Below are 26,927 nucleotides of genomic sequence, written 5' to 3'. Positions count from 1 at the left end.
GTCAGAACTGCGGCGGCGCCAGGTCGAGCGGCGGCGCGTCGAACTGCGGAATGTTCAGCTCGATGGTCGAAGGGTCCACGGTGGAGGGCGCGCTGATCCAGTAGGTCACCGCGTCCGGCCACAGGATGACCACGACCACGAGAATGAGCTGCATCAGCAGCCAGGGGATCGCGCCCCAATAGATTTGCGAGGTGCGGATCGACTTCGGCGCGATGCCGCGCAGATAGAACAGCGCGAAGCCGAAGGGCGGGTGCATGAATGCCGTCTGCATGTTCACGCACAGCAGCACGCCGAACCAGACGAGATTGATGTCGAGCTTCATCGCCACCGGCACGAGCAGCGGCACGATGATGAAGGCGATCTCGAAGAAGTCGAGGAAGAAGGCGATGAAAAAGATGAACACATTGACGAAGATCAGGAATCCGACCTTCCCGCCCGGCAGCTGGGCCAGCAGGTGCTCGATCCACAGCGCACCGTCCATGCCCTGAAAGACCAGGCTGAACACGGTGGCGCCGATGAGGATGAACACCACCATGGAAGTCAGCCGCGCGGTCGAGGCCATGGCCTGGCGCAGCAGGGTCCAGGTGAGCCGCCCGTGCAGCGCCGCCAGCGCAATCGCGCCGATCGCCCCCATGGCGCCCGCTTCCGTCGGCGTAGCCAGGCCCAGCGCCAGCGTGCCGAGCACCAGCAGGATCAGCACGATGGAAGGCACCATGCCCCACAGCACCTGCCGGACCAGCGGCCAGCCGCCTTCTCCGCGCGCTTCCGGCGGCAGCGGCGGCATGTGCTGCGGCTTGAACAGCGACAGCACGAACACATAGGCGAGGAAGATCAGCACCTGCAGCAGCGAGGGGCCGATGGCGCCGAGATACATCTCGCCCACCGGACGGCCGAGCTGCTCGGCGAGCACGATCAGCACCAGCGAGGGCGGGATCAGCTGGGTGATGGTGCCCGAGGCCGCGATGACGCCGGTGGCGAGGCGCTCATTATAGCCGTAGCGGATCATGACCGGCAGCGAGATCACGCCCATGGCGATGACCGAGGCCGCCACCGTGCCGGTGATGGCGCCGAGGATGGCTCCGACGATGATCACCGCATAGGCCAGCCCGCCCGGCACCTTGCCGAACAGCTTGCCCGTTCCTTCCAGCAAGTCCTCCGCAAGCCCGCAGCGTTCCAGGATCGCCCCCATGAAGGTGAAGAAGGGGATGGCGAGCAAGAGGTCGTTGGAGATGATGCCGTAGAAGCGGAACGGCAGCGCCTGCAGGAAGCTGAAGGTGAAATGGTCGGTCAGTATGCCCAGCGTGCCGAAGAACAGGCCGACCGCCACCAGCGAGAACGCGACGGGAAAGCCGGCCAGCATGAAGCAGATCATGCCGGCGAACATCAGCGGGGGCATCACGCCATAGGAGAACATGCGGGGCTCGCGCGTCGGATAGGGGGGCGGAACAGCGGGGTGTCGTGCCGCTCCTACTGGAGCGGCTTCTCGTAGTCGGTCGAGATGTCGAGCACGCCCGACAGCGCAGCGATGCGCTTGATGAGTTCGGAGAGCCCCTGCACGGTGAGCAGCGCGAAGCCGAGCGGCAGCAGCAGCTTGGCCGGCCACAGGATCAGCCCGCCGGCATTCTGCGAGACTTCGCTGGCCTCGAAGGACTGCCAGAAGAAGGGGAAGCTCAGCCAGGTGAGATAGAGGCCGGCCGGGATCAGCACCAGCAGGAAGCCCAGCGTGTCGATCCACAGCCGCACGCGCGGCGACACCGCCATGTAGACGAGATCGACCCGCACATGCTCGTTGCGCTTCAGCGTGTAGGGGGCGCCCAGCAGCACCACGGCGCCGAACAGATACCACTGCACTTCCAGCAGGCCGTTGGTGGAATAGCTGAAGAGGTAGCGCACCGTGGCGTTGCCGGCGCTGACGAGACAGGCGAACAGCACGCAGTAATCGGCGATGCGGCCGAACTTCTCGTTGAACCCGTCAACGAAACGGCTGAAGGCGAGAAGCCCCCCCATCCTATCCCCCCGAACTGGCCGGCTGTTCTGTTTGGGCCGGGGCGCCCCCATCGCCGCCCCCGCCGAGGACGGCAAGATAGACCATCGTCTCAGCCAATTTAACCCGCCTTGTCGCGGCGCGCGCCGACGGCGTCTCTGCCCTTGCGTCAGCGAAGCGTGGTCACCCCGGCCCTGGCGGATTTCCCAAGGCGGCGCGGCGTGTTATCCCGCATGTCACGTTGTCGCCATCTTTCACGAAAGCTCCCATGACGCTCGGCGCGCTCCGCCTCCCGCTCGGTATCTGCGCGTTCATTCTCGCGGCCGGGGCGATTTATCTCGCACGCTCCGTGGTGGCGCCGGTGGCGTTCGCCCTGTTCATCATCGCCCTTGTCTGGCCGCTGCAGCAGCGGCTGCAGCAGCGCGTGCCGGCGCTGCTGGCGATGATGGTGACGCTGGTCCTCACCATCCTCGCGCTGGCCCTGCTCGGCTATGTCACCATCTGGGGCTTCAGCCAGGCCGGCCGCTGGCTCATCGCCAATGCCGGGCGCTTCCAGGCGATCTACAGCGAGACGGCGGCGCAGCTCGAAGAAATGGGGCTCTATTCCGCCGGCATGCTGGCCGACACGTTCAACGCCAGCTGGCTGATCGGCACGTTTCAAGGGCTCGCCGGGCGGCTCAACGGCATGCTGGGCTTCGGCGTGGTCACGCTGATCTTCGTCATGCTCGGCCTGCTGGAGGTCGACATCGTCCGCACCAAGCTGGTGGCGGAAGCGGGCGACACCGGCCGGCGCCTCGTGCGGGCCAGCGCGGCGACGGCGGCGAAGTTCCGCACCTATATGATGGTGCGCACGGTGATGAGCCTGCTCACCGGCCTGTTCGTCTGGGCGCTGTCCGCCGGCATGGGTCTCGATCTCGCGCTGGCCTTCGGTGTCATCGCCTTCGCGCTCAATTACATCCCCTTCATCGGCCCGCTCGTGGCGACGCTGCTGCCGACCTTCTTCGCCCTGGCGCAGTTCGGCGCGTGGGAAACGGCGGTGGCGGTGTTCCTCGCCATGAACGTCATCCAGTTCTTCAGCGGCAGCTATATCGAGCCGCGCGTCGCCGGAAAGGCGCTCGCCATCTCGCCCTTCCTCGTGCTGTTCGCCGTGTTCTTCTGGGCGTTCATGTGGGGCCTGTCCGGCGCCTTCATCGGCGTGCCGCTGGTCATCGCCGCGCTCACCTTCTGTGAAGAAGGGGACGGCACACGCTGGATCGCCCGGTTGCTGTCCGGCCGCGAGGAACCCGAGGTCCGCCCATGAACACAGTTCTCAAGCTTCTGCGCAGGGCCCTCAAATGGGCCGGCGTGCTGGTGCTGGTGCTGTTCGTCGCCTTTCTCGGCTCGCGCGTCTGGTTCGCCCAGAGCGGCGCGCCGCTGGAACCCTGGCACACCTTCGTGCCGGAGGAGATGAGCGTCGCCGAGCTCGACAAGGCCGACTGGCGCGCCTACCTCGCCCGCGAGGACAAGCTGTTCGCCGACGTGACCCGCGAAGTCGTGCAGACGCTGCCGGAGGAGGACCGGGTTCCCTCCAACCGCTACTTCGCCGGCAGCGTGGTCTATCCGCCCCGCCTGTCGCACGATTTCAACCGCTCCTATGAGCTGGCGCCCGAAGGCGCGCCGGTGGGCGTGGTCGTGCTGCTGCACGGGCTCACCGATTCGCCCTACAGCCTGCGCCATGTCGCCCGGCGCTATCTCGCCAATGGCTTCCTGGTCATCGCCCCGCGCCTGCCCGGCCATGGCACGGTGCCGGCGGGGCTCACCGCCGCCGAGTGGGAGGACTGGCTCGCCGCCACGCGCCTCGCCATGCGCGAAGCCGCCGCCCGCGCGCCGGGCAAGCCTTTGGAAATCGTCGGCTTTTCCAATGGCGGGGCGCTGGCGCTGAAATACGCGCTCGACGCGCTCGGCGACGACAAACTCGTCCGTCCGGACCGGCTGGTGCTGATCTCGCCGATGATCGGCATTACCCGCTTCGCCCGCTTCGCCGGGCTGGCGGCGTTGCCGGCCTGGCTGCCGGCCTTCGACAAGGCCGCGTGGCTCGGCATCGTGCCGGAGTTCAATCCGTTCAAGTACAACAGCTTCCCGGTGAACGGCGCCGTGCAGTCGCACCGTCTCACACGGGCGCTGCAAGCCTCCATCACCGCCGAGGCGCGGGCCGGGCGGCTGAAGGATCTGGCGCCGACGCTCACCTTCCAGTCGGTGATGGACTTCACGGTTTCGACCCGCGCCATCATCGATGCGCTGTACGGCCAGTTGCCCGCCAATGGCAGCGAACTGGTGCTGTTCGACATCAACCGCAACACCAAGCTCGGCCCCCTGCTGCGCGCGACATCCTATTCGGCGCTGCTGCGCCTGCTGCCGCCGCTGCCGCGCAGCTTCCGCACCGTGATCATCACCAATGAGGATGCCGGTTCGGACCAGGTGATCGAGCATGCCATCCCCGCCGGCAGCACCGAGGAGACGGTGCGGCCGCTCGGCCTGTTCTACCCGCCCGATGTCTATTCGCTGTCCCATGTCGCCCTGCCCTTCCCGCCTGAGGACGGGCTGTACGGGTCGCATCCCGATCCGAAGGACAATTTCGGGCTTGAGCTCGGGGCAATGGCGGTGCGGGGCGAGCGCGGCGCGCTGATCGTCAGCCTCGATGCGCTGGTGCGCATGTCGTCCAACCCGTTCTTCTCTTACATGAACGACCGCATCATGCCCCCTCCGGCGGCCAGCGCGACACCGGAACCAGCAGCCGCACCGTCCCCCTGAGGGGCTCAGCGGTCGGCGGCGCGGCGCGTCCACGACTCGCCTTTGACACGGTGCCGCGCTAATGCTGGCGCTCGGCACAGGCTGGGGCCTGCGGAGGCTGAATGCGTCTTGTCATCGTTGCGTTGGTCCTCGCCTTGTGCGCGGGATGCTCGAACCGGCCGGTGGGCGTGCTCACCCCTGTCGAGGCCGCCGCGCCCGACACCACCAAGGTCGACCTGCTCGTCGCCACCACGCGCGAACCCTCCACCGACGCCGGCATCCTCTACACCGGCGAGCGCGGCGCGGGCGTGTCGCTCGATGCCTTCACCGTCTCCATCCCGCCGGACAGCCGCCGCCAGATCGGCGAAGTGCAATGGCCGCGCCGCCTGCCGCCCAACCCGGAAACCGACTTCGCCACGCTCTCAGTCAAACCGCTGCCCAATGTGAAGGCGGCGAAGGGCTGGCTCGACAGCCACCTGCCGCCGAGCCGGCGGGTGCTGATCTTCGTCCACGGCTTCAACAACCGCTTCGAAGACGCCGTCTACCGCTTCGCCCAGATCGTGCATGATTCGGGGTCGGAGGTGGCGCCGGTTCTGTTCACCTGGCCCTCCCGCGCCCGGGTGTTCGACTATCTCTTCGACCGCGAAAGCACGATCTTCTCGCGCGACGCCTTCGAGGAGACCGTGTGGCAGGTCGCCAGCGATCCGCGCGTCGAGGATGTGACCATCATGGCCCATTCCATGGGGGCGTGGCTCGCCATGGAAAGCCTGCGGCAGATGGCGATCCGGCGCGGCAAGCTGCCGGCCAAGATCCGCAACGTCATCCTCGCCTCTCCCGATGTGGATGTCGACGTGTTCGCCTCGCAATGGCGGGCGCTGAACGGGCCGCAGGCGCGCTTCACCCTGTTCGTGTCGCAGGACGACCGGGCGCTGCAGGTCTCGCGCCGCATCGCCGGCGGCGTGGACCGGCTGGGGCTGATCGACACCCAGAAATACTACGCCGATCTGGAGAAATCCGGCATCGTGGTGATCGATCTCACCGCCATGCGCGGCGGCGATTCGCTCAATCACGGCCGCTTCGCCTCCTCGCCGGAAGTGGTGCAGCTCATCGGCCAGCGGCTGGTGAACGGGCAGACCGTCACCGATTCCGAAATCAGTCTCGGCGACCGCATCGCCGCCGGCGCCATCGGGGTCGGCCAGACGGTCGGCAGCGCCGCCGGCCTCGCGCTCAGCGCGCCGATCGCCGTCATCGACCCCAAGACGAGGCGCACCTATCAGGGCCAGGTCGAACGCTTCGGCCAGACGCTCAGCGAGACGGTCGAGGACCCGGCGGCGGACTGAGCCGCCGCTTCAGCGCGCGAGGAAGCCGATCGCCGCCGCGTTGATGATGTCGATGAAGAAGGCCGAGACCAGCGGCAGGATGATGAAGGCGCGGGGCGAAGGCCCATGCGCCTTGGTCACCGCCGTCATATTGGCGATGGCGGTCGGCGTCGCCCCGAGGCTGATGCCGGTGAAGCCGGCGGAGATCACCGCCGCCTGATAGTCGCGCCCCATCGCCGGGAACACCACGAAGACGATATAGGCCACCGCCGCCACCGTCTGCACTGCCAGCACCAGCACCAGCGCGAGGCCCAGCCCGCCAATGCTCCACAGCTGCATGCTCATCAGCGACATGGCGAGGAAGATGTTCAGCGCGAGATCGGAGACCAGCGCCAGCGCCCGCGTCCGGGTGGGCCAGGCAAGGCGCGGCAACAGGCGCGGCACCGTGTTGGTGAGCGCAATGCCGACCAGCAGGCATACCACGAACATGGGCAGCTTCAGCCCCGTCCACTCCACCGCCTCCTCAAGCCCGAAGGCGATGAGGATGGCGACGTTGAGCACCAGCACGGTGCGCAGCAGACTGACATGGCTGATGTCGTCGTCGGCCCGCTCGTTTACCGGCTTTGGCAGGCCGACGATCGCCTCCTGACCCGGCTCGCTCCTGAGATGGTGGCGGGCGATGAGATAGCGGGCGATGGGCCCGCCGGCGAGGCTCGCCAGCACGAGGCCGAGCGTCGCCACGGCGATGCCCACCTCCAGCGCATTGGCGACGCCGAAGCGCTCCGCGATCAGCGGTGCCCAGGCGATGGTGGTGCCATGCCCGCCGATCAGCGAGGCCGAGCCGAGGAAGACGGCAAGCCCCTCCGGCAGGTCGAGCAGGCTGACGGCACCGAGGGCGATCAGGTTCTGGATGACGAGATAGAGGACGGTGAGCGCGAGCAGGATCAGCAAGGGCCGCCCGCCGGCCAGCAGGTCGTCGAGCCGGGCATTGAGGCCGATGCCGGTGAAGAAATACAGCAGCAGCATGTCCCGCGCGGCGAGATCGAACACGATGGCGGTGTCGAAGACGCGGTAGGCGATCAGCGTCGCCAGCGCCGCCAGCAGCCCGCCGGTCACCGCCTCGGGGATGTTGAACCGGCCGAGCGGCGGTATCGCCCGGTTGATGCCGGAACCGGTGAAAAACACCACGATGGCGATCGTGAAGGTGAGCAGACCCGAAATCTCGATCGCCGGCATGGTCACTCCGCCTCGGCGCCTCAAGGCACCCTTTTGCATGACATCCTTGGCGCACGGCGCCCGGTCAACCCTAGGTGCCACCCCGGCGCCGGCCATGGCAAGCCGGGCAGCGCCTCACACGCCGTCAAGCAGCGCGTCGAGATCGACCGAGGAACATCTGCCGATATTGGCGCCATCGGCCTTGAGGAAGGCGTCGGCCGCCTTGCGCCCCTCCTCCCGGAGCATGGCGAGGAATTCGCGTTCGGCATTCAGCTTGGAGGAATAGCCGAGCTGATCGACCACGCCATTGGGCACGACATGGATGCGCATCCGCGCCCAATGCGCGCCCTCGCAATTGCCGGGATCAGCCACCTGCCGCAGCAGGGCGATCATGCGCAGCTCCTTGATCAGCACGGAATTGAACGAGACTTCGTTCAGCCGGTTGAGGATCTCATAGGCGGTGCGCGGCGTGCCGGGGCGTTCCACCGGATTGATCGGAACGAGGATGGTGTCCTCCGATGCGAGTTCCCGTACCAGCGGCGTCATGGTCGGGTTGCCGGAATAGCCGCCGTCCCAATAGCTGTCGCCGTCGATTTCCACCGCCTGGAACAGGGTGGGCAGGCAGGCGGAAGCCAGCAGCACCTCGGGCGTGATCTCGGCATTGCGGAACACCCGGCCGCGCCCGGTACGCACATTGGTGGCGGTGATGAACAGCTTGATCGGCGAGGCCCGCAGCCGCTCGAAGTCGATCGCCTTTTCCAGCACCGCGCGCAGCGGGTTAGCGCCGGTCGGGTTGAGATCGTAGGGCGAGTACAGCCGCGACATCAGGTCCATGGTGACGAAGAGCGGCGAATGGTCGAGTGTCCAGCGCCCGAGCAGCACATCGAGCGGGCCGCGCTGAAACGGGCTGAAGCGGGCCGCCTCGGCGACATAATGCCAGAAGGCGTCGAGCGCCGCCCGTGCGCCCTCCCGACCGCCGGCAGCAAAACCGTCCGCCAATACCGCCGCATTCATCGCCCCGGCGGAAGTGCCGGAAACACCCTCGATACTGAGCCAGTCCTCTTCGAGCAGCCGATCGAGCACGCCCCAGGTGAAGGCGCCATGCGAGCCGCCGCCCTGCAGGGCGAGTTCGACCCGCACCGGGCCGCGCGCCGAAACGGGGGCCTGTCCCGCCTTCGACTCGTGCGCCGCGCTCGGCTGAGACCGCCGCCGGCCCCCGAGCCGCGGCTTCAGGGCGGTGGTCGAGCCGGATGCCGATGCGGGAGACGGGATCTTGGAGGGCATGGGCGCGCCTTCTGGAACCGGGGCCGGCAACGTAGCGGTCAGAATGCTGCATCGCAACATCCGGAGAATGACCGACGATCTCATCCCAAGGGCAGCAGCCGCCCCTCCCGCATCTCCAGAACCCGGTCGAACAGGTCCAGATTCTCGCGCCTGTGCGTCACCATCAGCACGGCCGGGCTCGGATCGAGGGCAAAGAGATGTTGCAGCAGACGCCTCTCCGAGGGCAGGTCGAGAGCGTTGGTGGCCTCGTCGAGCATGAGCAGGCGCGGACGCCGCAAAATGGCGCGGGCAAGGGCCAGACGCTGGCGTTCGCCGCCGGAGAGCACGGCACCGCCTTCGCCGATAAGCGTGTCGATCCCGCCCTCCAGGCGCCGCACCAGCGTGTCGACACCCACAAGCTCAAGCACCGACCAGATCGCGGCGTCGTCACAGGGTGCATCGGCCGTCACATTGGCGCGCACGCTGTCGCGGAACAGATAGGGTTCCTGCACGACATAGGCGACACTGTCACGCCAGGCTGGCAGGGCAGCGACATCAAGCGTGGCGCCGCCCACCACAACCGCACCCCTGTCCGGCGCCGTCAGCCCGGCCAGCACGTCGAGCATCGTCGTCTTGCCCGCGCCCGAGGCGCCGGTGACCGCGATCCGTTCGCTCGGGTTAATGACGAGATCGACCCCGGCGAGGCCGGCCCCTTCGCCATGGAGCCGACGCACCGCCCGCAGTTCGACCGCCCCCGGCAGGATCCGCTGAGCTTCCACCGCCCCCGCAGCGGGAGCCTCCATCTGCACCTCCAGGGCCTCGACGGCGGCGAAGGAGGGCAGGTAATAGGCGAACTGCTGCATCGCCTGCTGCAGGTTCAGCACCGGGCCGGCGAGACGGGCGCAGATCAGCACGAGCAGGATCAGCGCCGGCGTCGGCATCTCCAGCACCAGCGCGCCACCTGCCACCACCAGGCAGGCGCAGGCGGCCGAACCGATGCCGAACACCAGCCGGAGCCGCGCCTGCCGTTCGGAGAAGCGCCGACGGTTGTCGCGTGCCTCGCTGAGCGTGTCGCGAAATTCGCGCAGGAAGCGGTATTGAAGGTTCTGCGCCAGCGCCGCCTTGAGTCCCGACAGGAGACTTCCCATCGCCTGCATCTGGTTAAGGCCGGTGCGGGCCAGATCGTGTCCCAGGGCGCCGGCCCGCTGCAGGCCGGAAAAGGCGAAGCCCGCCGCGGCCGCTGTCGCGAGCAGGGTGCCGGCCAGAACCGGCGCCACATAGACGGCCAGCCCGCCCTGCACCAACACCAGCAGCGCGGCCACGCCGATCTGCACGAACAGCCGGACAGCCGTCGCCAGACGGATCATCTCCGTCGACAGGACGCTCTGGATTTCCGCATGGCGCACCGAGGCGAGCGACGCCCAGCGCGCCGAGGCCAGCCCCTGCATCAATTGCGCGCGCTGGCCGTCGACGAAGTCGTTCTCCACCCGCCATAACAGCCGGTCGCGCGCATAGAGGAGAAAGGCCCGCGCCGTCATCGCCAGCAGGAAAGCCGCGAGAAGGAGCAGCAACAGGCTTTCGCGGCGCCACTCGGCGAACCAGAGGGAGACGAGCCCCTCACGGTCGGTGAGCAACTGCAGGACCGGGATGAGAAGAATCAGCCCGATGCTTTCCACCATCGCCCCGCCAATGATGATGGCGATGCTGAGTGCCCCACGTCCGCGCGCGGACTGTGCGAGAGCGCGCATGAAGGCGACGAGAAGCGCCGCATCGACGGGTTGCCGTCTCACGGGGCACGCCGCATGCCGCTGAACATGCCTCTTCCCGCGATCTGCCGGCGGACCCAGAGCGGCAGGCGCAGCAGCGGGTAGAGAAAATGCAGGTAGCGCGGCAGCGGCAATTCCATCACGTCCCGGCCGTCGATCGCCCAGCGCCCAATCTCGCTGCCGACGTGAGCGGGCCCACACGCCACCGCATGCAGCATGGGCAGCAGCAGCGCCTGGAGCAGCACCTGGCTCAACGAAGTGTGCGGGTAGCTGGCACCGAGAGACGCGTGGCAGAGCCTACGCATGGCCCGTTGCAGCGGCGCCTCGACCGGACCGGCCAGCGCGGCCGGCACCGGGAGCGCGAACAGGTCGCGGCACAGGCCATAAGCCAGCAAGGCGGCCGGGCCCGCCCCCCGGGTCTCGGCGTGGCGATAGAGGCGTAGCCGCTCCTCCTCTGCCTTCCCCGCCAGCAGGGCATGAAGATCGGCCAGCCATTTCAGCCGAAACCAGCCGCTCCGCAGGCCGTGGACGCAGAGATAGGCGAACTCATCGTCGGGATGAAAGCCGCGAACCGGCACACCGCCGAGGCACTCGCGCTTGCCGGCCCCCGCCCGAAGCGGGCCGAGCGGCAGCAGCCGACGGTTCTCGGTCAACCGCCAATGCGGCTCCAATTGTACGCCGCGCGCCGGATCGGCCATCACCGCCTCGATCTGGAAGTCCCGTAGCGCGTCGATCTTGGCCGCCGTCAATGGCGCCGCGGGGAGGACCGGCTGGTAGCCTTCCCCGGCGAGCAGGGCGAAGGTCGCCGCGAGGTCCTCCGGCGGCACCAGAAAGTCGATGTCCTTGGCGTGCTTGACCGCGACCGAGCCGTAGGCCCGCTGCCCGAGCAACGCGCCCTTGAAGAAGATGGCTTCGATGCCGGCGGCGTCGAACAGCGTCTGGAGTCGGACGGTGGCGGCGACGAGGGTAAGATTGCGCCGCGCCAGCGCCTGAGCCTGTCGGGCGATCGCTTGCCGAATCTCGTCGGGGAGGATGTCGGGAAGGCGCCCGAGCCCGGCATGGACCAGGCCCGGCACACGGTGCCGCTCCACCAGACGCAGGAATAGCTCCCAGTTCACCATCCGGTCGGGGGCGGCGGTAAGGGAGGCCGACACGCCGTTTGGAGCCGCCGCGGCACAGGCGCGGCGAAGCAGGTCGAAGGCGGCCCCGTCCTCAACTGCGGATTGTCGTGACGCTCCGCCCATGCCTGCCCCACCGCCTCGCATCTATGGCCCGCCTCAGGCGCATAACGGGTGCGCCGGTAACGGAATGGCATATCACGGTGGGGTCGGGAATGTCAGACATGCGTGGGAGACGTCGCACAGTTCCCTAGAGCCTGATCCGATCAAGTTGAATCGACCCGATCGGTGAATCAGCCTCTAAATGATTGATAGGGAACGTTTTACCGATCTAGAGCTTCATGATGAAATGCAGCGCCAGATAGGGCGGGAAGTGCACGGCGTGCTGGGTGTCGCAGGTCAGACGCTGCAACGCGTGCGGTGAGACGACGCCGAACTCCTTGCCGTCGGCATTTCTTACCGCGCCAAGGTGGTAAACGTGGTCGATGCGGTGGATATGTTCCACCGTGCCGCCCGCCTGGTTCGCCGGGAAGGCGCCGCTGTCGGCTCCGACGGGGAATCTGGCCCGCCTGTCGGGCGTGCCGTTGCGGCCATCGCAGAGTGCCAAGCCTTCCGGCGGCCGCCCCGGGTCGCCCCCCCCCCCCCACATCAGGATCACGCCGCGCGGCACCGCCCCCGGCCCGGTGATGCCGCCCGGCACCTCGACCGGCCCGGTGACGGTAAGCCCGCCCGCCACCTTCACCGTGCCCCCGTCCCCGGAGATCGGCTGCGACAGGGTGAGCGGCCCCTTCACGGTCAGCGACGTGTTGAGCGTGGTCTTGCCGTCGGTGGTGATTTCCAGCGCCGGTTCAGTCTGGCCGACGCAGGTGAGCTTGAGGTCGTCGTCCTCCTGGGCGACGCGGGTCAGCCTCCATTTCGGCCTCACGGTCCGGTCGATCATGGCCGTGTCCTTTCACGCCTGAAGTTCAGCGGCGATGCATCAGGGTTTCGACCAGACGGGTTTGCCTTGCGCGTCGTCGATCCGGACTGTCCCCTCATCCGTCACGCGGAGAACAATGCCGCCCTTGTTGTAGGTATTGGAGGCGAAGGTCGGCTTGCTTTCCTTGGTGTACATGACGAAATTCCCGTCGGACTGCATGTGCGCCTCGACGCCGGTGGCCTGCCGGTTGCCCTGTTCGGCCACCCACAGCGACTTGGGCTGGTCCTTGTCCGTCATGTCGAGCAGCTTTAGCTTGTCATCCTCCATCATCATCAGGACGTAGCGCCGGGACGGTGACGCGATACCCTGCCCCTTCACCAGGAACTGCTCGGCACGCAGCTCCCTACCCACATTGATGGTGCCGCCGCGCCCGCCATAGATGATGTAGGCGAGTGCGTACCAGGGCGGACGGATGTCGATCGGTTCGCTCAGTCCCTTGGAGCCGACCTCCACGTCCCGGCCGACACTGCGCGACAACCCATAGGTGTCGCCATCGATGATCGGCCGGGCGGCGATGAACTGTTTCAGGTTCATCATTTCTTCCTTGGGCAGGTTCTCCACCTTGAGCACGCGCGTGGCGGAACCGCCGCTGGTGCGAACCTGCGCATAATCGGCGTAGCGAGGATCGTGGCCGACGATGAACCTGCCGCGCAGGTCGGGGACCGGGTCGCCATTGGCGAACCAGCCGACGCCGTTGCACAGATGCCAGCCCGCCGGCAGCTTCGACGGATCACCCGACCACATGAGGATGGCCCCGACCGGCACCGCCCCCAGGCCGACCAGCCCCTCCTCCGCCTCAAGGTTGCCGCTCGCCTTCATGTCGCCGGTGACGGAGAGGCCGGAATGGGCCATTGCCGGCCCCTCCATGAACAGGGGACCGGCGACCGCCAGCGAGGTGTTGAAGGTCGTCCGACCGTCGGCCGTCACCTCCACCTTCGGCGTGCTTTCCCCGTCCAGTGTCAGGCTGAGGCTGCCCGTGTCGCTGTCGATCTGCCGGACCCGTGTCAGGGTCCATGGCGGGGTTACGGTATCGCTCATCTTGCTGTTCCTTGCTGGGGATTGGCGCCCTGCGGCAATCGTGCTGCGGGGCTCAAGGGCTCGGCACGGGAATCGGCTCGATCCGAACGGATTCGCAGGGGTCGAGACTGGTGGTGGCGTCCCAGTTGCCCGCGCCCAGATGCGCCTTGGACACGTCGGTCTTGCGGTCGGCACCTCTGCCGACGAACTCGAAGGGGCGATCGGGGTAGAACAGGGTGAATTCGCTAACCACCATTGGGACGGTGCTGATGACGCCCTTGACCGTGCAGGTCACCATCTCCGAGCGCTCATCCTTCTTCTCCAGCTCGGTGCGCTTTTCCGTTCTCCAGTTCCGCGCCTCGCGGGTACGGGTCGTCACCTTGGCGCCCAGCACGAGATAGGGAAGGCTGGCGGCGCGCGTGTTCTCGAAATAGTCGGCGGCGAACAGGCGCGGGCTCTCGACCGTCAGGCTGAGGCGCTCGCCATTCGCCTTCATCAGCCAAAGGCGGGGCTCGCCGTCGCCGCGATAGGCCGCAACGGCGCCAGCGCTGCCCGTCAGCCCGAAGGAGCCCTGCTGCCACTCATTGGTCTGCGGGTTGTAGGCGAGACCCGCCCCCAGTCCGACGATGACGCCGCCGACATTGGTCACCGGACCGGCCGACAGCGCGGCGGCCCATTCCCTCCCCATCTCTTTCGCCGGCGTGGGATACTCGATCTCCACCGCCTCACGGGCGGCCGTCAGCCGGGCCGGGGAGCCGCTGGACCGGGCCTGCGCCAGCCTCTTGGCGCTGTCGGGGCTTGCCTCGAAGCGCAGCGTTGCCCCGGTCACCTCGTTGATCAGAAAGAGGAACTCGTTGTCGGTCCCAAACCCGTCCACCAGGTGCCAGCCATAGTTCTGGCTGAGTTCGACGCTGCTGAGCGCCGGCTCGTTTCGCCAGCCGGCCTTGCCGGTGGGCATGTCGCTTTCAGCGATCGAGAAGGTCTTGACCGAGGAGCGAGCATTGAGGCCTCCCTTGCGGTCGATGGGGCCGATTTGCACCTGCACGAACAGCCGGCCGCGCAACATGCCCAATTGGTAGTCCCGGCGCTGGGCGGCCGTGGTGTTGATCGGGTCGTCGGTCAGCGTCACGGGATAGGAGGCGACCTGATCGCGCGGCGAGAGCAAAGTCAGCTCGGCATAGGCCGGGCGGGTCGGCACAGGCGTGTCGATCTGGGCCAGCACCGCCACGCGCTCGGCATCGATGGCACGCACGGCGAGGCATGGCGCCTCCTGCAGCGGCTGCCGGTTGGCGACCGGCCCCGCGGCATCCGGCTGCCCGCCAATGCGCAGCGGCACGCGGGCAAAGGGCGGAAACGGGTCGTTGGTCTTGCCGCTGCCATCCGGCCCGATGCCGCCGCCGGCCCCGACATCGGCGAGGAAAAGGCCCTGTTCGCTGCACAGGACCAGCCTTCCGCCGGCGAAGGCGAGGCCGCGCAGGGCCCCAGTGGCGAGGGTGGAAGTGCCAGCGGGCTGCCAGCGTTCAATGTCGAAGGAGCGCGCAATGGTCTCCTCGCCATAGTGCAGCCGTACCGAGGTATCGGTCGCGCTCGCGCTCTGCGGCACCGCGAAGCTCATCTCGCCGGAAGTGGTCTGGCTGGCCGAGGCGCGCAGACGCTGCAGGCGGCGGTTGCCATTGGCATCGGTCCAGGACAGCATCGCTTCGCGGCGGTCGTCGGCCGGGAGTTCGCGGATGTACCAGCGCGCCCGTACCTTGCCGCCCGGCAGGACGGAAGAGGGCGTCAGCGTCAGATTGGCGAACTGGTCGAACCGGCGCACATCCAGCGTGACCGTGCGGGTGACGACCACGCTGACGCGGCTTCCCTGCTCGCCGGAGATTTCGGCGGTCAGCTGATAGGTGGCCGGCCCCAGCGCCAGCACCTTCTTCGATCCCGCGCACACGCCGTTTTCGGGAGTGATGGCGAGCACGGGCTGGCGATAGTCGACGGGTCCGCTCAACGTCGCCTGCACGCAGTCGGCGATCTTCCAGCTCAGTGTCACGGGCGCGCCGATCGCCAGCGTCCCCGTCAGCGATGCAGAGACATCGGTGCCGAACCGGACCTTGGCTTCCTGGTCGACATCGGCCGGCTTCTCCAGCCATGCGTCCACCCTATCAGTCCTCGACAGCTGGTCGATGCTGATACCGACGCTCACCTCCAACGGCAGGAATGGGCGACCCTCGCGGTTGGGCAATGCGAGATCGCCGGCGCGTAGCGGCAGAAGGATACGCAGCGCCTTGTTGCCGGGAATGAGCGGAGCGTCGCCGCCCTCATTCAGGTTGAAATTGGCGATACCGATGCGGACCTTCGCCGGATCGGCGGCGTCGCTGCGCATGACATACCAGAGCGGGTCGCCTCCGGCATCGCGCAACACGCCGTTGACCTTGCCGATATCCTGCCAGAGCTCGTCCGTCTGGTCCCGGACAAGGGCATCGGCGAGGACCTGCCGATCGACGACCACCTGCACGACACGCGAGCGGGGCGCGCCCTCCGCCGCGGGCGCCGGCGGCACCAGAAGTTGCAGCGTCGGCGGTGTGCCGGGCACCACGCGCGCCTCGACCAGCGCGGCCGCCGGTGGCGTCTGAGCGGCAGCCGGCACATCGGCGAGCAGCGGAAGTGCGGCGAGGGGGGCGATGGCGAGCCAGGCGTGAAGCCGCGAGCGAGAATTCATGCCATTCAACCTTCTGCTACGAGGGGCGACGCTTTCGCTGCGGGTTCCGTGCGGCGCAGGATCAGGCGCCCCTCCCCGACGGACGGCGGCGCGCCCTCAAAACGCGGTTCAATGCCGAGCGCAGCGATCGGCACGGACGCCCCATCGCTCCCATGCCATTCCCACCGCCCGCCCGTGCTGGCCGGCGGCGGCAGCAGCGGCAGCGCGCCATGAAACAGCACCGGCCCGGCACTGAAGCCGATCTCCAGCCGTGTCAGCGCGGCCCGAACCGTGTCGATCGGCAGGCTGGCCGCGCGGGCGGGCAGCACGCCGCTGGCGATTTCCACCGAGGCCAACGGATCCATGACCAGAACGAACTGGCTCGCCGTCGCGAAGCCGGCCGGCGGTGCGGTTGGGGTGTCGAGGGCGGCGAAGACGGAAAAGCGCCGCCCCTCGCCATGGCCGACAAGTCCATCCTGCTCATCCCGCCGATTGCCGAGCCGCAGCGGCAGACGCAGCGCGGCGGCGCCCGGGGGCGGCTCGCCGCGGAAGGACTGGAATCGCGCCTCGACGGCCACGACCGCCAGCGGCCGGCCGATCAGCATCTGCTCCGGCGCCGCCTCGCGGGCGCGGATGGTGGGCAACGCCTCGTCAATGGCTGCCAGCATGCGCACCAGCCGGTCGGCGCCCTCCAGCGGGTCCGCCAGCCATGTCGCGAAGTGGGCCAGGACCGGATCGCCGATCGCGGCGAGCCCTACCGGCCCGGCCTCGGCGAGACTGCGCCAGACAGCCGCGCCACCCCCCACGGCGCCCTCCAGCGCCAGTTCGCCCAGCAGCTTGCCATCGCCCGCGCAGACCACCAGCGCCTGATCGAGGCGGTTGAGGTAGATCCAGCCCCGGATCGGGTCCGCGCCGCCGGAGAAGGCGATGTCCAGCCGGGCGCCCTCGGTCAGCCGGGGCGGACGGGCAAACGGCCCGCATTGCGTGTCGTCCACCGCCGGGCCGAGCCGCAGGCGCGAGCGCGGATGCGGCTGTACACGCGTCTCCGGCCGGGCGATCGGCTCCGCCCATTGGCCGAAATCGTCGATCACCCAGAGATGTTCGAGGCGGAACCAGCCGGCCTCCAGCGCCGGCACCTCGGGGGCCGAGGGCAGCGGAGGAAGAGGCGCCGGCATGGCGATGCGCAGCCCGGCGGCGAGCCGCGCCAGTGCGTCCGTTCCCTGCGCGAGCAATTGGTCGGTCGCCGTACTAAGCCAGGGCAATGCGGCATCGGGCCGGGGCATCAGCGCCTGGGCGTTGAGCCGCCGCACGCTCGCCCCCAGCCCGGAGAGTTCCTGCCCGACGAGCGGCGTGCGGGTGAGCGCGGCGAAATCGCCATTGTTCAACCGCGACTCCGCAATGGCGGCAGTGAGCGCGTCCGCCATGAAGCGCCCGTCCATCGGCGCCATCAGGCTGCGCCCCTTCACCCCGGTCGGGTTCGCGCGCCCGGTCGCCGGCACCCCGACGGGCTGGCGGTAATCATAGTGGAGCGGGTGCTGGCCGGTGGCGAAACGCCAGTCGTCCAACCCGCCGGGGCTGGTGTGCCAATTGACGCTCCAGTCGATGTAGAGCGGCGACCAGGGCTGCTGGCCCCAGACAGAGACAAGCGTCTCGGGCAGCACCTCGCGCCCATCGCCGCCGGCGAGCACCAGCGACTGTCCCGGCGTCCCGGAACGGAAGCGTGCCTGCAGCGCGTCCTTCCAGCGTGTCCACTCGATCTGCCCGACGAAAGGCGCGGTTTCGGCAAAAGCGGCGGAGGCCACCGCCTGTTCCATCAGCGCCGCCTCGCGCAGCAGCGCGGCGAGCGCGCCGGCCTGCGGCAGGCCCTTGGCGTGAAGCCGTTCCGCGAGCGCGGCAAGCGCGGCCTCGGGAAACGCCGCGCGCTCCGGCGCGACCGGCGCGCGGGCCACCACGCCCGCCAGCGTGCGGCAGGGCAGCGGTTCCGGCAGCGCCGGCCGGCTGGCGCCCGGCACGCCCGCCAGCATCACCACCGGGTCCGCCGCCACCCAGAAGGACGGCTCCGGCTCCGCCTCAAGCCGCCAGCCTGGCGGCAGATTGGCACCGAACTGAATGAACGCGGTCAGGAGCACGAGGGAGGTGGCGCTCGCCCTCCCCACGTCTTCGACGAACGCGTCCAGCTCAGCCTTCAGCCCGGCCAGCGGGTCGGGGGTCGCATCCGGCCGCAGCGTGCCGGTGCGCACGGCGACGACACGCTCCCGCCAGGCGATGCGCAACGCATTGCCCCGCGCGATCAGCCCCCGCACCACACCGTTGAGAGCCGACTGGCGCTCATTGAGCCGCGCCAATTCCTCGCGCTGCGCCGGCGTCGGGCCCGGGGCCTTCTCCGCCGCCTCCTTCTCCTGCACGAGGACATGGCGCTGGCCGGCTTCCAGCGATGTGAACCCCAGCGGATGGTCGAGCTTGCGCCGGGTGGCGGCATCGAGGCCGGCGGGATCGGCGGCGCCGAGCAGATGCCCTTCCAGCACAGCCCATTTGGGACGGTCCTTCGCCTCGACCTCGTCGTCCCAGAACTGGTCGGATACCAGAGCGGCCAGCGCCGCCTGCGCCGAGGTGCCGAGCCCGACCTCCATCCGCGCCTCCGGCGGCATCAGGCCGCCATGGGCGGGGGGCGATTGGGGGTAGCCGAGCAGCGGCCCGCGATAGCGCTCCGCGTCCCAGAAATTGATATGGGCGAGCGCGCCGTGGAACAGGCACGGCCCAAGCCGCCCCTGCGCACCCAGCGGCGCCGCCCAGCCGAGATGCTTGAGCACGGCATCGAGATCGGCCGGGGCGCCCGCCTCACTCTTCAGCGTCAGCGGCAGGGCCGCGAGAGGGTCGGCGCCGGGGGTGAGATACCAGCCGACGACGGCATAGCTGACAGAGGCGAGCGGCAGCTTGTCTTGCGCATCGCGCAAATCCTCCAACCCGTCGTGCCAGGACAGGACATTGCGGTTCTCCGCCAACGAGGTGGAGAAGGTCGGCGAGCCGGTCCAGGCCGTGCCGAGCGCGGTCAGCGTGGTGTGGGCCATCTGCGCCTGCCGGGCGGGGTCGTATTCGTCCAGCGTGCGCGCGACGCCGACCGGCTGCGCCGTGACTTCGGGCCCGGCCGCGCCCCCCTTGCGCGGCGTCGCTACCGGCAGGCTGGCCGAGCCGGCATCGCCGGGATAGGCCGAGCCGTCGATCACCCAGGCCTTCAGCTCGACCTCGGCGCGGGAGGTGGCGCGGCGCAGCAGGCGCAGGATCACCCATTGGTCCGGCAGCGCGGGAAAGCTGAGGCTGTTCTGCGCCAGCGACTTGCGCAGGCCGGCGGGAACGATCCAGCGCAGATAGACGCCGCGATCGGTCGTGGTGGGGCGTTCGCTGTCGCGCAGCGCCAGCCGGTCCCCCGCCGCCGGCACCGCGCCCAGAAACGGCGTGAGCTTGGGATCGACAAGGGTGCGCAGGCCCGACACGTAATTGACCCGGTTGGCCTTCCAGCGCAGCGAGGCGCCGCGCTCGGCCGTGTGCCGCGCCAGCAGCAGGTCGCCCTCGGGCGCTGCCGCGCCCTCGATCACCAGCGCTTCGAGCTGGATCGGCACCAAAATGGCAGTGGCCGCAGCGGCGGCGGTTTCGACAGGGCTCACCGCGCAATCTCCCAAACGAAGCTCTGAATGCTGCCACTGCTGAGCGCGCCGGCGGCGAAAGCGGCGGCGGAGAGTGGATCGACGGGCGCGGCGGGCGGACGCCGGGCGCCCCCAAGCGCGCTTTCCGCCTGAAGCCGCGCCAGCGGGCTGAACAGGCCGCGCGCGTCCGGCTCCGGCACATCGGGGTGCTTCGCCAGCCGGAAGGCCAGTCCCTCCGGCGGCTCCTTCAGCGTCAGGCGGACCAGCTGACCCTCGGCAACCCCCAGCAGCACGTCCGGCGCCAGGCGCTCCAGCCGCAGCAGCCGCGCGCCCTGCTCCGCCGCGGTGTCGACGACCGTCTCCAGTCCCGGCCAGTCCGACACCAGCGTCGAGCGCAGCAGGAAGCCGGTGCGGGGCCGGTCGAGCGCGTCGCCTTTCGGATCGAGTTCCGCCATGGGGCCGGCCTCGCAACGCTCGACCAGCCGCGCGATCAGGCGGCGCAGGGGCAGCCCGTCGCGGGCCGCCGCCCCGGTGGCGGTGCCGCTGAGACTGAGCGCACCATTGGCGAGCGCCAGCAGCCAATTGGAGTCGACATGGAAAAAGCGCAGGCTGGCCACCGGCAGCAGCGCCTCCCCTCCCACCAGATAGGGGAAGGGCACGCCTTCGAGCCGCAGCAGGCCCCGCAGCCAAACGACCATCTTCAGCACGGCGTGGAAACTGTCCGGTGGCGCGGCCTTCGCCTCGTCGGCCGGTGTCGACACCGCCGCACCCGGTGCCGCCCATTCGCGCCGGATCGCCCCGAGATGCAGGCGCATGAAGGTGTCGAGCCGGAAAGCCACTTCGCGCGGGCCGGCATTGTCGGTGATGAAGGCCCGCGTGGCGGCGAGGAAGCTCGGCGAGGCGAGCGCCATCAGCCGGCCGAGCTGCCAGGCGGCGGCATAGGACGTGGTCAGCGCGCCATCTTCGGGCGAGAGGATCAGCGCGGCATCGGCATGGTCGAAACAATCGACCGGGAGCAGCGCCACGGGCGCGGGCGCGAACGGGCCGCGATACCAGGAAGGGAGAGCGTCGCCCGCGTCCCGCCGGTACGACATCTGCGTGTAGCCGGCCGCGTGCGGCACGGCGACCGCCGGCGGCGTGCCGGGCGGCGTCTTTGTCCGCAGCAGGTCGATGTCCAGACGGCCCGCAAGGCCGGGAAAGCTGTGGGCGAAGCCGGGATCGTGGATGAAGCGCCAGCGCGCGAGAACGACGAGACGCAGCCGCTCCGGCCCTGCCGGCAGCCGCCCCTCGATCAGTTCCTCCCAGCCTTCGAGCGACACGAGCAGGGCGAGGTTGGCGCCCGGCGCCGGCACCCGGCGGGCACAGACCACGGGGAACTCCCCCGCCCCGTGCATGGCCGCGCGCGGCTTGTCGTCCATCGCGACCTGGCGCACATGGGCGAGCAGCGGCAGATCGGCCGGCGAGGGACACAGGGCGCTCGCAAGCCCGCGCTCCAGATCGAGGACGCTGACACGTTGCTGGCCGGCGTCGGGGCTCGGCTCGGCGGCCAGCCGGGGAAACAGCACCTTTCCATCCGAGGTGCGCCGGCCGGGGACGAAGAGCGCATCCGGCGCGATGGTCTGCACCGCCGCGTCCCCGCCCTGCGCCTGGAACTCCGCCTCGGTGAGCAGCAGCAGCGCCATCCATGGCGCCCGGGGTGCCCCCGCCAGGGTCAGTTCACGTTCCCACGGCAAGGCGCGCTTGCGCAGCACGATATTGGCGACGTGCCGGCCGAAATCTCCCATCGCGCCCACCGCGGGGTAGCGGGCATGAATGTCGTTCTCATCAAGGAAGAAGCGCGGGCCGCGCACCACGAACGCCTCGTCGCGGTAGTAGTGATGCGCCTTCTGCGCACCGCCTGTCTCCTCATAGACAATGGACTGCTGGACCAGCACACGGTGGCTGCCGGCGGTGAGCGCCGGCAGATAGGCGTCGTAAAGGCCGAGGCTGAGCGCTTCCGAGGGGGAGCCGGGATGTGGCATGGTCAGGCTCCTTGCTGCCAGCTGCGGTGCATCGGCGGGGCGCGGAAATGGCGCGGGCCCCTTTCCGGCGCCGGATCGCGGACGGGGACATTCGCCTCTCCCCCACCGGCGGCTGCACGGATAGCGGGCTCGGAGGCTGCGGCTTCGCGGAAGATGCGGTCGCTCTCGCGATAGCGGGCGATCTCAACCCGGGTGCCCTCGCCCTGGCGTCGCCCCTCGGGGGGGGCGAAGCGGGCAAGCCCGGTGAGATAGGCGCCGGTCATGCGGGCGGCCGGCGCGTCGCCGGGCGGTTGCCGGTCCCACAGCGCGGCCGGCATGCCCTGGCGCTCCGGCTCGGCCTGCCAGCCGGCGAGGTCCACCCCCGCCGTGCCGTCGCCGGCAAGATCGCGGACGATGGCGATGGTCAATGCGCTCTCGGCCCGCGTCACCGCCAGCGGCACGATGCCGAAGGTCGCGCTCTCGGCGCCATGCCGTCCCGCGACGGTCGCCAGCGCCAGCGGCACGGCCAATGCGAGATTGCGGCCGCTTTGCTCCTTCGGCGGCACCGCGCCTTTGACCGTGCCGACCACGATGGCGGTCGCCGGCAGCACCGAGGTGACGGAGAGGACAAGTTCATCCCCGCGCACCATCCACGGGCCGCCCGGCGGCCGGTCATCGGGCTGCGACAGCCGCCCGCCGGCCAGAGCGACGCCGCAAATGGCAGGTGCCTCCACCGACCGGCCGGGCGTGGGGAGGGCGTCCCAATGCGGGCTGGCCTTGTCGAGGAACAGCGCGCCGAACTGCGCCCAGCCACGGATCTCCGCCGTGGCGCGGCCGCCGCCGAAGGCGATCTCGAAGGACAGCACCGACAGGCGCACCCTCACCTTTCCGCCGAAGGGCGGCCCCCACAGGCTGAGATGGACATCGAGGCTGAGATTGATCGAGAACAGCCACAGATCGGCCTCGACGCGGATCGAAATGCCGGCCTCCAGGCTGTATTGCAGCGGCGCCCAGCGGATAAGGAAATCCACGGCGGCGATGAACCAGGCCTTGATGCGGCTATGGATGAACGACGCCTCGAAGCGCCCGCCGGCCATGAGGTGCGAAGGGGTGAGCGCGCAATAGAGTTCGCCCTTGAGGGTGAGTTCGTTGGTCACCGCCCAGTTGAGGCCGAGGCGGGGCACGACGGGATAATGGGCCGGTGGCGTGAAATCGCGGTGATAGCCGCCAAGGGTGAGCACGAAGTCGCCCTTGCGCGCGCCGCCGAACCATACCCCCAGGGCGAAGCCGCCGGTGAGCCGGCAGGAAGGGTCGAGCACCCAGGAATTGGCGGTGAGCTCGGCCTGAAGCAGAAAGACGCCCTCTTCCGGGCGCAGGGTCATCTTGATCGCCAGTTCGACCCGGCAGAACTTCTGGTCGCCCACCGATTTCTCGAAGCGGGCAAGGCCCAGCAGCGAGAATTCCACATCCCGGCCGAACTGGCCGATGGCCAGCGCGAAGGCCTCGATGGTCTCGGCGATGGTGAAGCGCAGCCCCAGCGCGGCGAAAATCTGTCCCTCGGTGAAGGGCAGGTGCCGCTCCAACGTGTTGAGCATCTCCAAGGCCGACGGCTTGGCGCCGCCGGCATTTTCCTGCATCGCCAGCGCCACCAGCGGGAACGCCGCCACCTCGCCAATGGCGGGTATGATCACCCGGCGGTTGAGACCGAAGCCGAGCGCCAGCCCGGTGAGCGTGATCGCGCCGAGCTTGATGCCGGCGGCGAGGCTCGCCGTGCCATAGATGAACAGCGAGGTGGATGAGCCAGCACTGTCCGGAAGCTTGTAGGCGCCGTAGACGCCGACCACCCCGATGGAGACCTTGGGCAGTTGCACGCTGAGCTGGCCGCCATAGACCGTCTCCGACATTTGCAGGAAGCCGCCCTCGACCGACACCGCCCCCCGCCTGAAGCTGAGGCTCATGCCCTTCAAGCGGCCGCGCGGCGCGGAAAGCTCGTTGAGGCGGAGACTGATGCCGGCATCCATCAACTCCAGCTGCACACCGGCGAGGCCGATCTTTCCCGCCAGGGCGGTGGAGACCTCGTAGCTGCCGCCTGCCGGCCGCAGCCCGAGGCCGAGCTTGGCGAGGTGGAGCGGCCCGCAATCGCGCTGTACCGGCAGCCAGTGCATGTCGTCGGCGGGCTTGTCGTCCGGCGGGGCGGCGGGGGAGCCCCCGGCTTTCGTCGCGGCGTCGACCTTGGCCGGAATAGGCGGCAGGATCTCCACTTCCGCCTTCGCGCCGCCCTTCGCGCCCTTGCTGTCCTTCGCGTCCTTCGCCGGCGTCCTGTCCTTGGGCTGGGGGTAGAGGATCGACTTTTCGTAGTCGAGCAGCTGCAGCGTGCCGGTCAGCATCAGCTTGCCGGTCGGCGCCTCCGGCGGCGGGAAATCCGTCTGCGACAGGCCCTCGAACATGTCGGTGAGCGCTTTCTTCTCCAGGGTGGAGAGCACGCCCACCCGCAAGGCGTCGACGCCGACCGCCTTCCTGCCGCCACTCTTGGCGAAGGCGTCTGCCGCCGCACCGATCGCCCCGCCGACGACCGGCAGGCAGCGGAAGTCGATCTGCGCCGGGCCCAGTTTCAGGCTGTACTCCCAGCCCGCCTTGCCGCCCGCCGCGCGCCCCGCCACCAGGGTGAGGCGGAAATCGCCGCCATTGATCTTGAACTCGAAATTGACGGCGAAGCGCGGCCCCTCCGCGCCGAGGCGGAGGGCGCCAGCCACGCGGGTGACAGTGACGCTCCCCTCCGCGAAGGGCGGCTCGAAGCCGATATCCCGCGCCAGCGGCGCCAGCGCCCGGCCAAGATCGAAGCGCGTGTCACCGCCGAAAGTGAAGTTCCAGCTTCCATCGAGGTAAGCGAGCGCGAGCTTCACATCGCTGGCGTCGAAGCGTACCCGCCCTTCCCCGTTCAGCGTCAGGGTGCCGGCATAGCGGACATCGAGCCGGGTGAGCTTCAGCGCGAGGCCACCAATGGTGAATTCTTCCGACTCGGCCTTGAAGTCGAAACTGGTGCTCTTGCTGAGCGTGAGGTTAAGCTCGAACGCACTGATCTCGACCGCTGCCAGCTCGCCGGGCGCCTCGATTTGCAGCAGATCGGCGGCGATGGCACCGATGGGCAGGACCGGCACCGTCACCGTGCCCTTCACGTCCTTATCGATGTCGATGGCAACCCCCGCCTCGACATCGCCAATGACCAGCGTCGCTTCCAGCTGCGCCCTGTAGCCCTCGCCCCGCCGTTTGCCGACCTCGAAACGGACATCGCCGATCGACAGGAGGCCGCCGCCGATCGGAATATCCAGAAAGCCCAGTGTGATGATGGAGAAGAAATAGGCTCCATCGCGCGTATGGGCGCTGAGGGCGAGATCGATGAGGTGCAGGTTCTCCCGGCCCGCCACCTTGTCGAGCTTGGCGTCGATCTCCGCCGGCAGAACGAGCGGACTGCCTTCCGCCAGCGCAGCGCGGAAAATACCCTCCGGAAGGGAAAGGCTGGTCTCGAAGCGCATCGCCTGCGCGCCGCTGCCGATCGTGCCGATGCCGGTGATCTCCGCCTCGAAGGCGAAGGCGCCGCCGCCATAGGTGCCGGCGGCGAACAGGCTGGGGGTGACGCGGATCAGGTCGAACAGGACAAAGGGCTCGGCATAGGTGAGCCACAGCTCCAGCTTGGCACCGTCGAAGCCGTCGAGCGGCGCGGTCATATCCAGCCGCCGCAGCCACGGCACCACCTTGTCCACCGTGCCCAGCGCGTCGGACAGCGCCGCGTCGAGTTCCGGCGCCAGGCTGCGGACCAGCGCCCCGGCCTTGAGCAGCTCCGGTGCGTCGGCGATGAGGTTGAGCTCGCGGCTCGCCAGATTGAGCTCGATCGACGCGGCCAGCCGCTGCTGGTCGAGCGAAAGGGCGCCGAACAGCCTCAAGGAGAAGGGCGCGTCGCCGCCAGCCCCGGACCCCGCCCCTTCCGCCGCCACGCGGGCGCGCTGGAGGGCGACCGACAGGCGCCCGCCCAGCAGTTCCAGCGGTGGCACATTGAGGGCGGTGCTCGCCTCGATCCGGTAGCCCTGCGCTTGCTGCCCCGCCTGCGGCAACCTGCCGACGCTGCCGGCGACACGCACGCTGCCGTCGAGCCCGAAGCGCTCGCGCAGCGCCGCGTCGACCTCGGGCAGCAGGGTCGCTTCGCCGGTGAAATTCATGCCGGCGCGCAACGGCGCCAGCTGGTGAGGCCAGTCCGGCAGCAGGGCCCGCGCCGTGGAGGTGATGAGCGCGATGTCGTCGGCGCTGGCCGTGCCGGCGGCGGGCACGGCGAAATCAAAGGAGCAATAGGACAGCCGCGCCGCCCGCAGCCCCAGCGCCTTGTCGATGGCAAGCTGTGCCGGCTTCAGCGCGGCATAGGCATCGCCCGGACGCCACACCTCGCGCGTTTCGCGGGAGGCGACGACCACGCGCGTGGCGGTGGTGCGCGACCCGCCCTCGGCATAGACCGGCAGCTCGAATTGCAGCGCGGAGACGGCGCCACCGCTCTCGCCCAGCGCGGCCAGCCAGAGATCGAGCTGCGCGCAGCCATGATCCGTCAACCCCAGCGCCTCGAACCGGTCCGGGTCGATCTTCGACAGGGGAATGACGTTGTCCGCCTTCACCCCCTCATTGCCGCCGGCCATGGCCTCGCCCTTTGCTGAACACGTCACATTGCGAAAAGCCGCTCAGATGCCGAGTTGGACCTGATCGAAGAACCTGGTGATGTCGGAGAGTTCGACGGGGAAGGCGGCGCTCCGGCGCACCTGCTGCGATGCGCGGGCCTGCCATTGGACGACCTGGATCTTCAGTCCCTGCCCCTGCAGTTCCAGGATCTTGAGGGCGTTTTCGGGGAGGTTCTTCAGACCCGGCACCGGGGCCAGGTGCCCAAACGGCGGCAGCAATACGGGCACGTACCTGTACTTGTCGTTCGGTGGCGGAAGGTGCGTGTCGTCGAAGCCATGACAATCCCGGTGAATGAGAGGGGCCGTGGCGGGTTGCGCGGGAGCGGCTGGCGCGGGGACGGCCAGCAGACCGTTCGTGTTCGCAGGGCTCACATTCTGCCGCGCCATCCACCGCCCTCCGCGCTCCAGCCGCGAAGGGTAGATTGACGCCTCATAGTTGTATCGTCAATAAA

16 protein-coding genes are annotated in these 26,927 nt (G+C 69.0%); 3 read left to right on the top strand and 13 right to left on the bottom strand.

Going from position 1 to position 26,927, the window contains the following annotated elements:
* Position 1: 1 nt before the first annotated feature.
* Complete coding sequence (locus J2S75_RS10070) at positions 2–1,414, bottom strand: TRAP transporter large permease (protein ID WP_307019728.1); 1,413 nt, start codon at positions 1,412–1,414, stop codon at positions 2–4.
* A 53-nt stretch (positions 1,415–1,467) separates the two neighbouring features.
* Positions 1,468–2,007, bottom strand: coding sequence for a TRAP transporter small permease subunit (locus tag J2S75_RS10065; RefSeq protein WP_307019727.1), 540 nt, complete (start codon positions 2,005–2,007; stop codon positions 1,468–1,470).
* Between the two features lie 245 nt (positions 2,008–2,252).
* Here J2S75_RS10065 and J2S75_RS10060 point away from each other — a divergent pair, with 245 nt between their 5' ends.
* From J2S75_RS10060 to J2S75_RS10050, 3 genes are all read left to right on the top strand, one after another.
* The gene (locus J2S75_RS10060) at positions 2,253–3,284 is read left to right on the top strand and encodes an AI-2E family transporter (protein ID WP_307019726.1); all 1,032 of its coding nucleotides are present in this window, start codon (positions 2,253–2,255) and stop codon (positions 3,282–3,284) included.
* Positions 3,281–4,774 (top strand): alpha/beta hydrolase, encoded by a 1,494-nt coding sequence (locus J2S75_RS10055; RefSeq protein WP_307019725.1) that lies wholly within the window; start codon positions 3,281–3,283, stop codon positions 4,772–4,774. Before J2S75_RS10060 ends, J2S75_RS10055 begins: the two co-directional genes overlap by 4 nt.
* A gap of 101 nt (positions 4,775–4,875) precedes the next feature.
* Complete coding sequence (locus J2S75_RS10050) at positions 4,876–6,093, top strand: alpha/beta hydrolase (protein ID WP_244375404.1); 1,218 nt, start codon at positions 4,876–4,878, stop codon at positions 6,091–6,093.
* A gap of 9 nt (positions 6,094–6,102) precedes the next feature.
* Here the strand turns inward: J2S75_RS10050 and gltS are convergent, their stop codons facing one another.
* From gltS to J2S75_RS09995, 11 genes are all read right to left on the bottom strand, one after another.
* Entirely contained in the window at positions 6,103–7,308 is a 1,206-nt protein-coding gene (gltS, locus tag J2S75_RS10045; RefSeq protein ID WP_307019724.1) for a sodium/glutamate symporter, read from the bottom strand.
* 114 nt (positions 7,309–7,422) lie between these two features.
* Positions 7,423–8,571, bottom strand: a complete 1,149-nt coding sequence (locus J2S75_RS10040; protein ID WP_307019723.1) for a patatin-like phospholipase family protein — start codon at positions 8,569–8,571, stop codon at positions 7,423–7,425.
* Between the two features lie 80 nt (positions 8,572–8,651).
* On the bottom strand, positions 8,652–10,340 hold the full coding sequence (locus J2S75_RS10035; protein WP_307019722.1) for an ATP-binding cassette domain-containing protein: 1,689 nt from the start codon (positions 10,338–10,340) through the stop codon (positions 8,652–8,654).
* The gene (locus J2S75_RS10030) at positions 10,337–11,470 is read right to left on the bottom strand and encodes a nucleotidyltransferase domain-containing protein (protein WP_307019721.1); all 1,134 of its coding nucleotides are present in this window, start codon (positions 11,468–11,470) and stop codon (positions 10,337–10,339) included. Before J2S75_RS10030 ends, J2S75_RS10035 begins: the two co-directional genes overlap by 4 nt.
* Positions 11,471–11,765: 295 nt before the next feature.
* Positions 11,766–12,374 (bottom strand): hypothetical protein, encoded by a 609-nt coding sequence (locus tag J2S75_RS10025; RefSeq protein ID WP_307019720.1) that lies wholly within the window; start codon positions 12,372–12,374, stop codon positions 11,766–11,768.
* A 39-nt stretch (positions 12,375–12,413) separates the two neighbouring features.
* The gene (locus J2S75_RS10020; protein ID WP_307019719.1) at positions 12,414–13,451 is read right to left on the bottom strand and encodes a hypothetical protein; all 1,038 of its coding nucleotides are present in this window, start codon (positions 13,449–13,451) and stop codon (positions 12,414–12,416) included.
* A gap of 52 nt (positions 13,452–13,503) precedes the next feature.
* Positions 13,504–16,137: a hypothetical protein gene (locus J2S75_RS10015; RefSeq protein ID WP_307019718.1), complete on the bottom strand. Its 2,634-nt coding sequence runs from the start codon at positions 16,135–16,137 to the stop codon at positions 13,504–13,506.
* 5 nt (positions 16,138–16,142) lie between these two features.
* Positions 16,143–19,778 carry a hypothetical protein gene (locus tag J2S75_RS10010; protein WP_307019716.1) on the bottom strand — a complete coding sequence of 1,212 codons (3,636 nt, stop codon included), beginning with the start codon at positions 19,776–19,778 and terminating at the stop codon, positions 16,143–16,145.
* Positions 19,775–21,778: a hypothetical protein gene (locus J2S75_RS10005; RefSeq protein WP_307019715.1), complete on the bottom strand. Its 2,004-nt coding sequence runs from the start codon at positions 21,776–21,778 to the stop codon at positions 19,775–19,777. The genes J2S75_RS10010 and J2S75_RS10005 overlap by 4 nt, the downstream gene beginning before the upstream one ends.
* 2 nt (positions 21,779–21,780) lie before the next feature.
* Positions 21,781–26,463 carry a DUF6603 domain-containing protein gene (locus J2S75_RS10000; RefSeq protein WP_307019714.1) on the bottom strand — a complete coding sequence of 1,561 codons (4,683 nt, stop codon included), beginning with the start codon at positions 26,461–26,463 and terminating at the stop codon, positions 21,781–21,783.
* Between the two features lie 15 nt (positions 26,464–26,478).
* On the bottom strand, positions 26,479–26,862 hold the full coding sequence (locus tag J2S75_RS09995) for a hypothetical protein (protein ID WP_307019713.1): 384 nt from the start codon (positions 26,860–26,862) through the stop codon (positions 26,479–26,481).
* Positions 26,863–26,927: the final 65 nt, after the last annotated feature.

The sequence above is a fragment of the Ancylobacter polymorphus genome (assembly GCF_030813495.1).
Lineage (GTDB): Bacteria > Pseudomonadota > Alphaproteobacteria > Rhizobiales > Xanthobacteraceae > Ancylobacter > Ancylobacter polymorphus.
Note: the sequence above shows the minus strand (reverse complement) of the source record. Positions and strands in the feature narration are given on the sequence as shown.

Coding starts and splice junctions, on each gene's coding strand:
- J2S75_RS10070 (WP_307019728.1), bottom strand. CDS start 1,414: ATGTTCTCCTATGGCGTGATGCCCCCGCTGATGTTCGCCGGCATGATC.
- J2S75_RS10065 (WP_307019727.1), bottom strand. CDS start 2,007: ATGGGGGGGCTTCTCGCCTTCAGCCGTTTCGTTGACGGGTTCAACGAG.
- J2S75_RS10060 (WP_307019726.1), top strand. CDS start 2,253: ATGACGCTCGGCGCGCTCCGCCTCCCGCTCGGTATCTGCGCGTTCATT.
- J2S75_RS10055 (WP_307019725.1), top strand. CDS start 3,281: ATGAACACAGTTCTCAAGCTTCTGCGCAGGGCCCTCAAATGGGCCGGC.
- J2S75_RS10050 (WP_244375404.1), top strand. CDS start 4,876: ATGCGTCTTGTCATCGTTGCGTTGGTCCTCGCCTTGTGCGCGGGATGC.
- gltS (WP_307019724.1), bottom strand. CDS start 7,308: ATGCCGGCGATCGAGATTTCGGGTCTGCTCACCTTCACGATCGCCATC.
- J2S75_RS10040 (WP_307019723.1), bottom strand. CDS start 8,571: ATGCCCTCCAAGATCCCGTCTCCCGCATCGGCATCCGGCTCGACCACC.
- J2S75_RS10025 (WP_307019720.1), bottom strand. CDS start 12,374: ATGATCGACCGGACCGTGAGGCCGAAATGGAGGCTGACCCGCGTCGCC.
- J2S75_RS10020 (WP_307019719.1), bottom strand. CDS start 13,451: ATGAGCGATACCGTAACCCCGCCATGGACCCTGACACGGGTCCGGCAG.
- J2S75_RS10015 (WP_307019718.1), bottom strand. CDS start 16,137: ATGAATTCTCGCTCGCGGCTTCACGCCTGGCTCGCCATCGCCCCCCTC.
- J2S75_RS10005 (WP_307019715.1), bottom strand. CDS start 21,778: ATGCCACATCCCGGCTCCCCCTCGGAAGCGCTCAGCCTCGGCCTTTAC.
- J2S75_RS09995 (WP_307019713.1), bottom strand. CDS start 26,862: ATGGCGCGGCAGAATGTGAGCCCTGCGAACACGAACGGTCTGCTGGCC.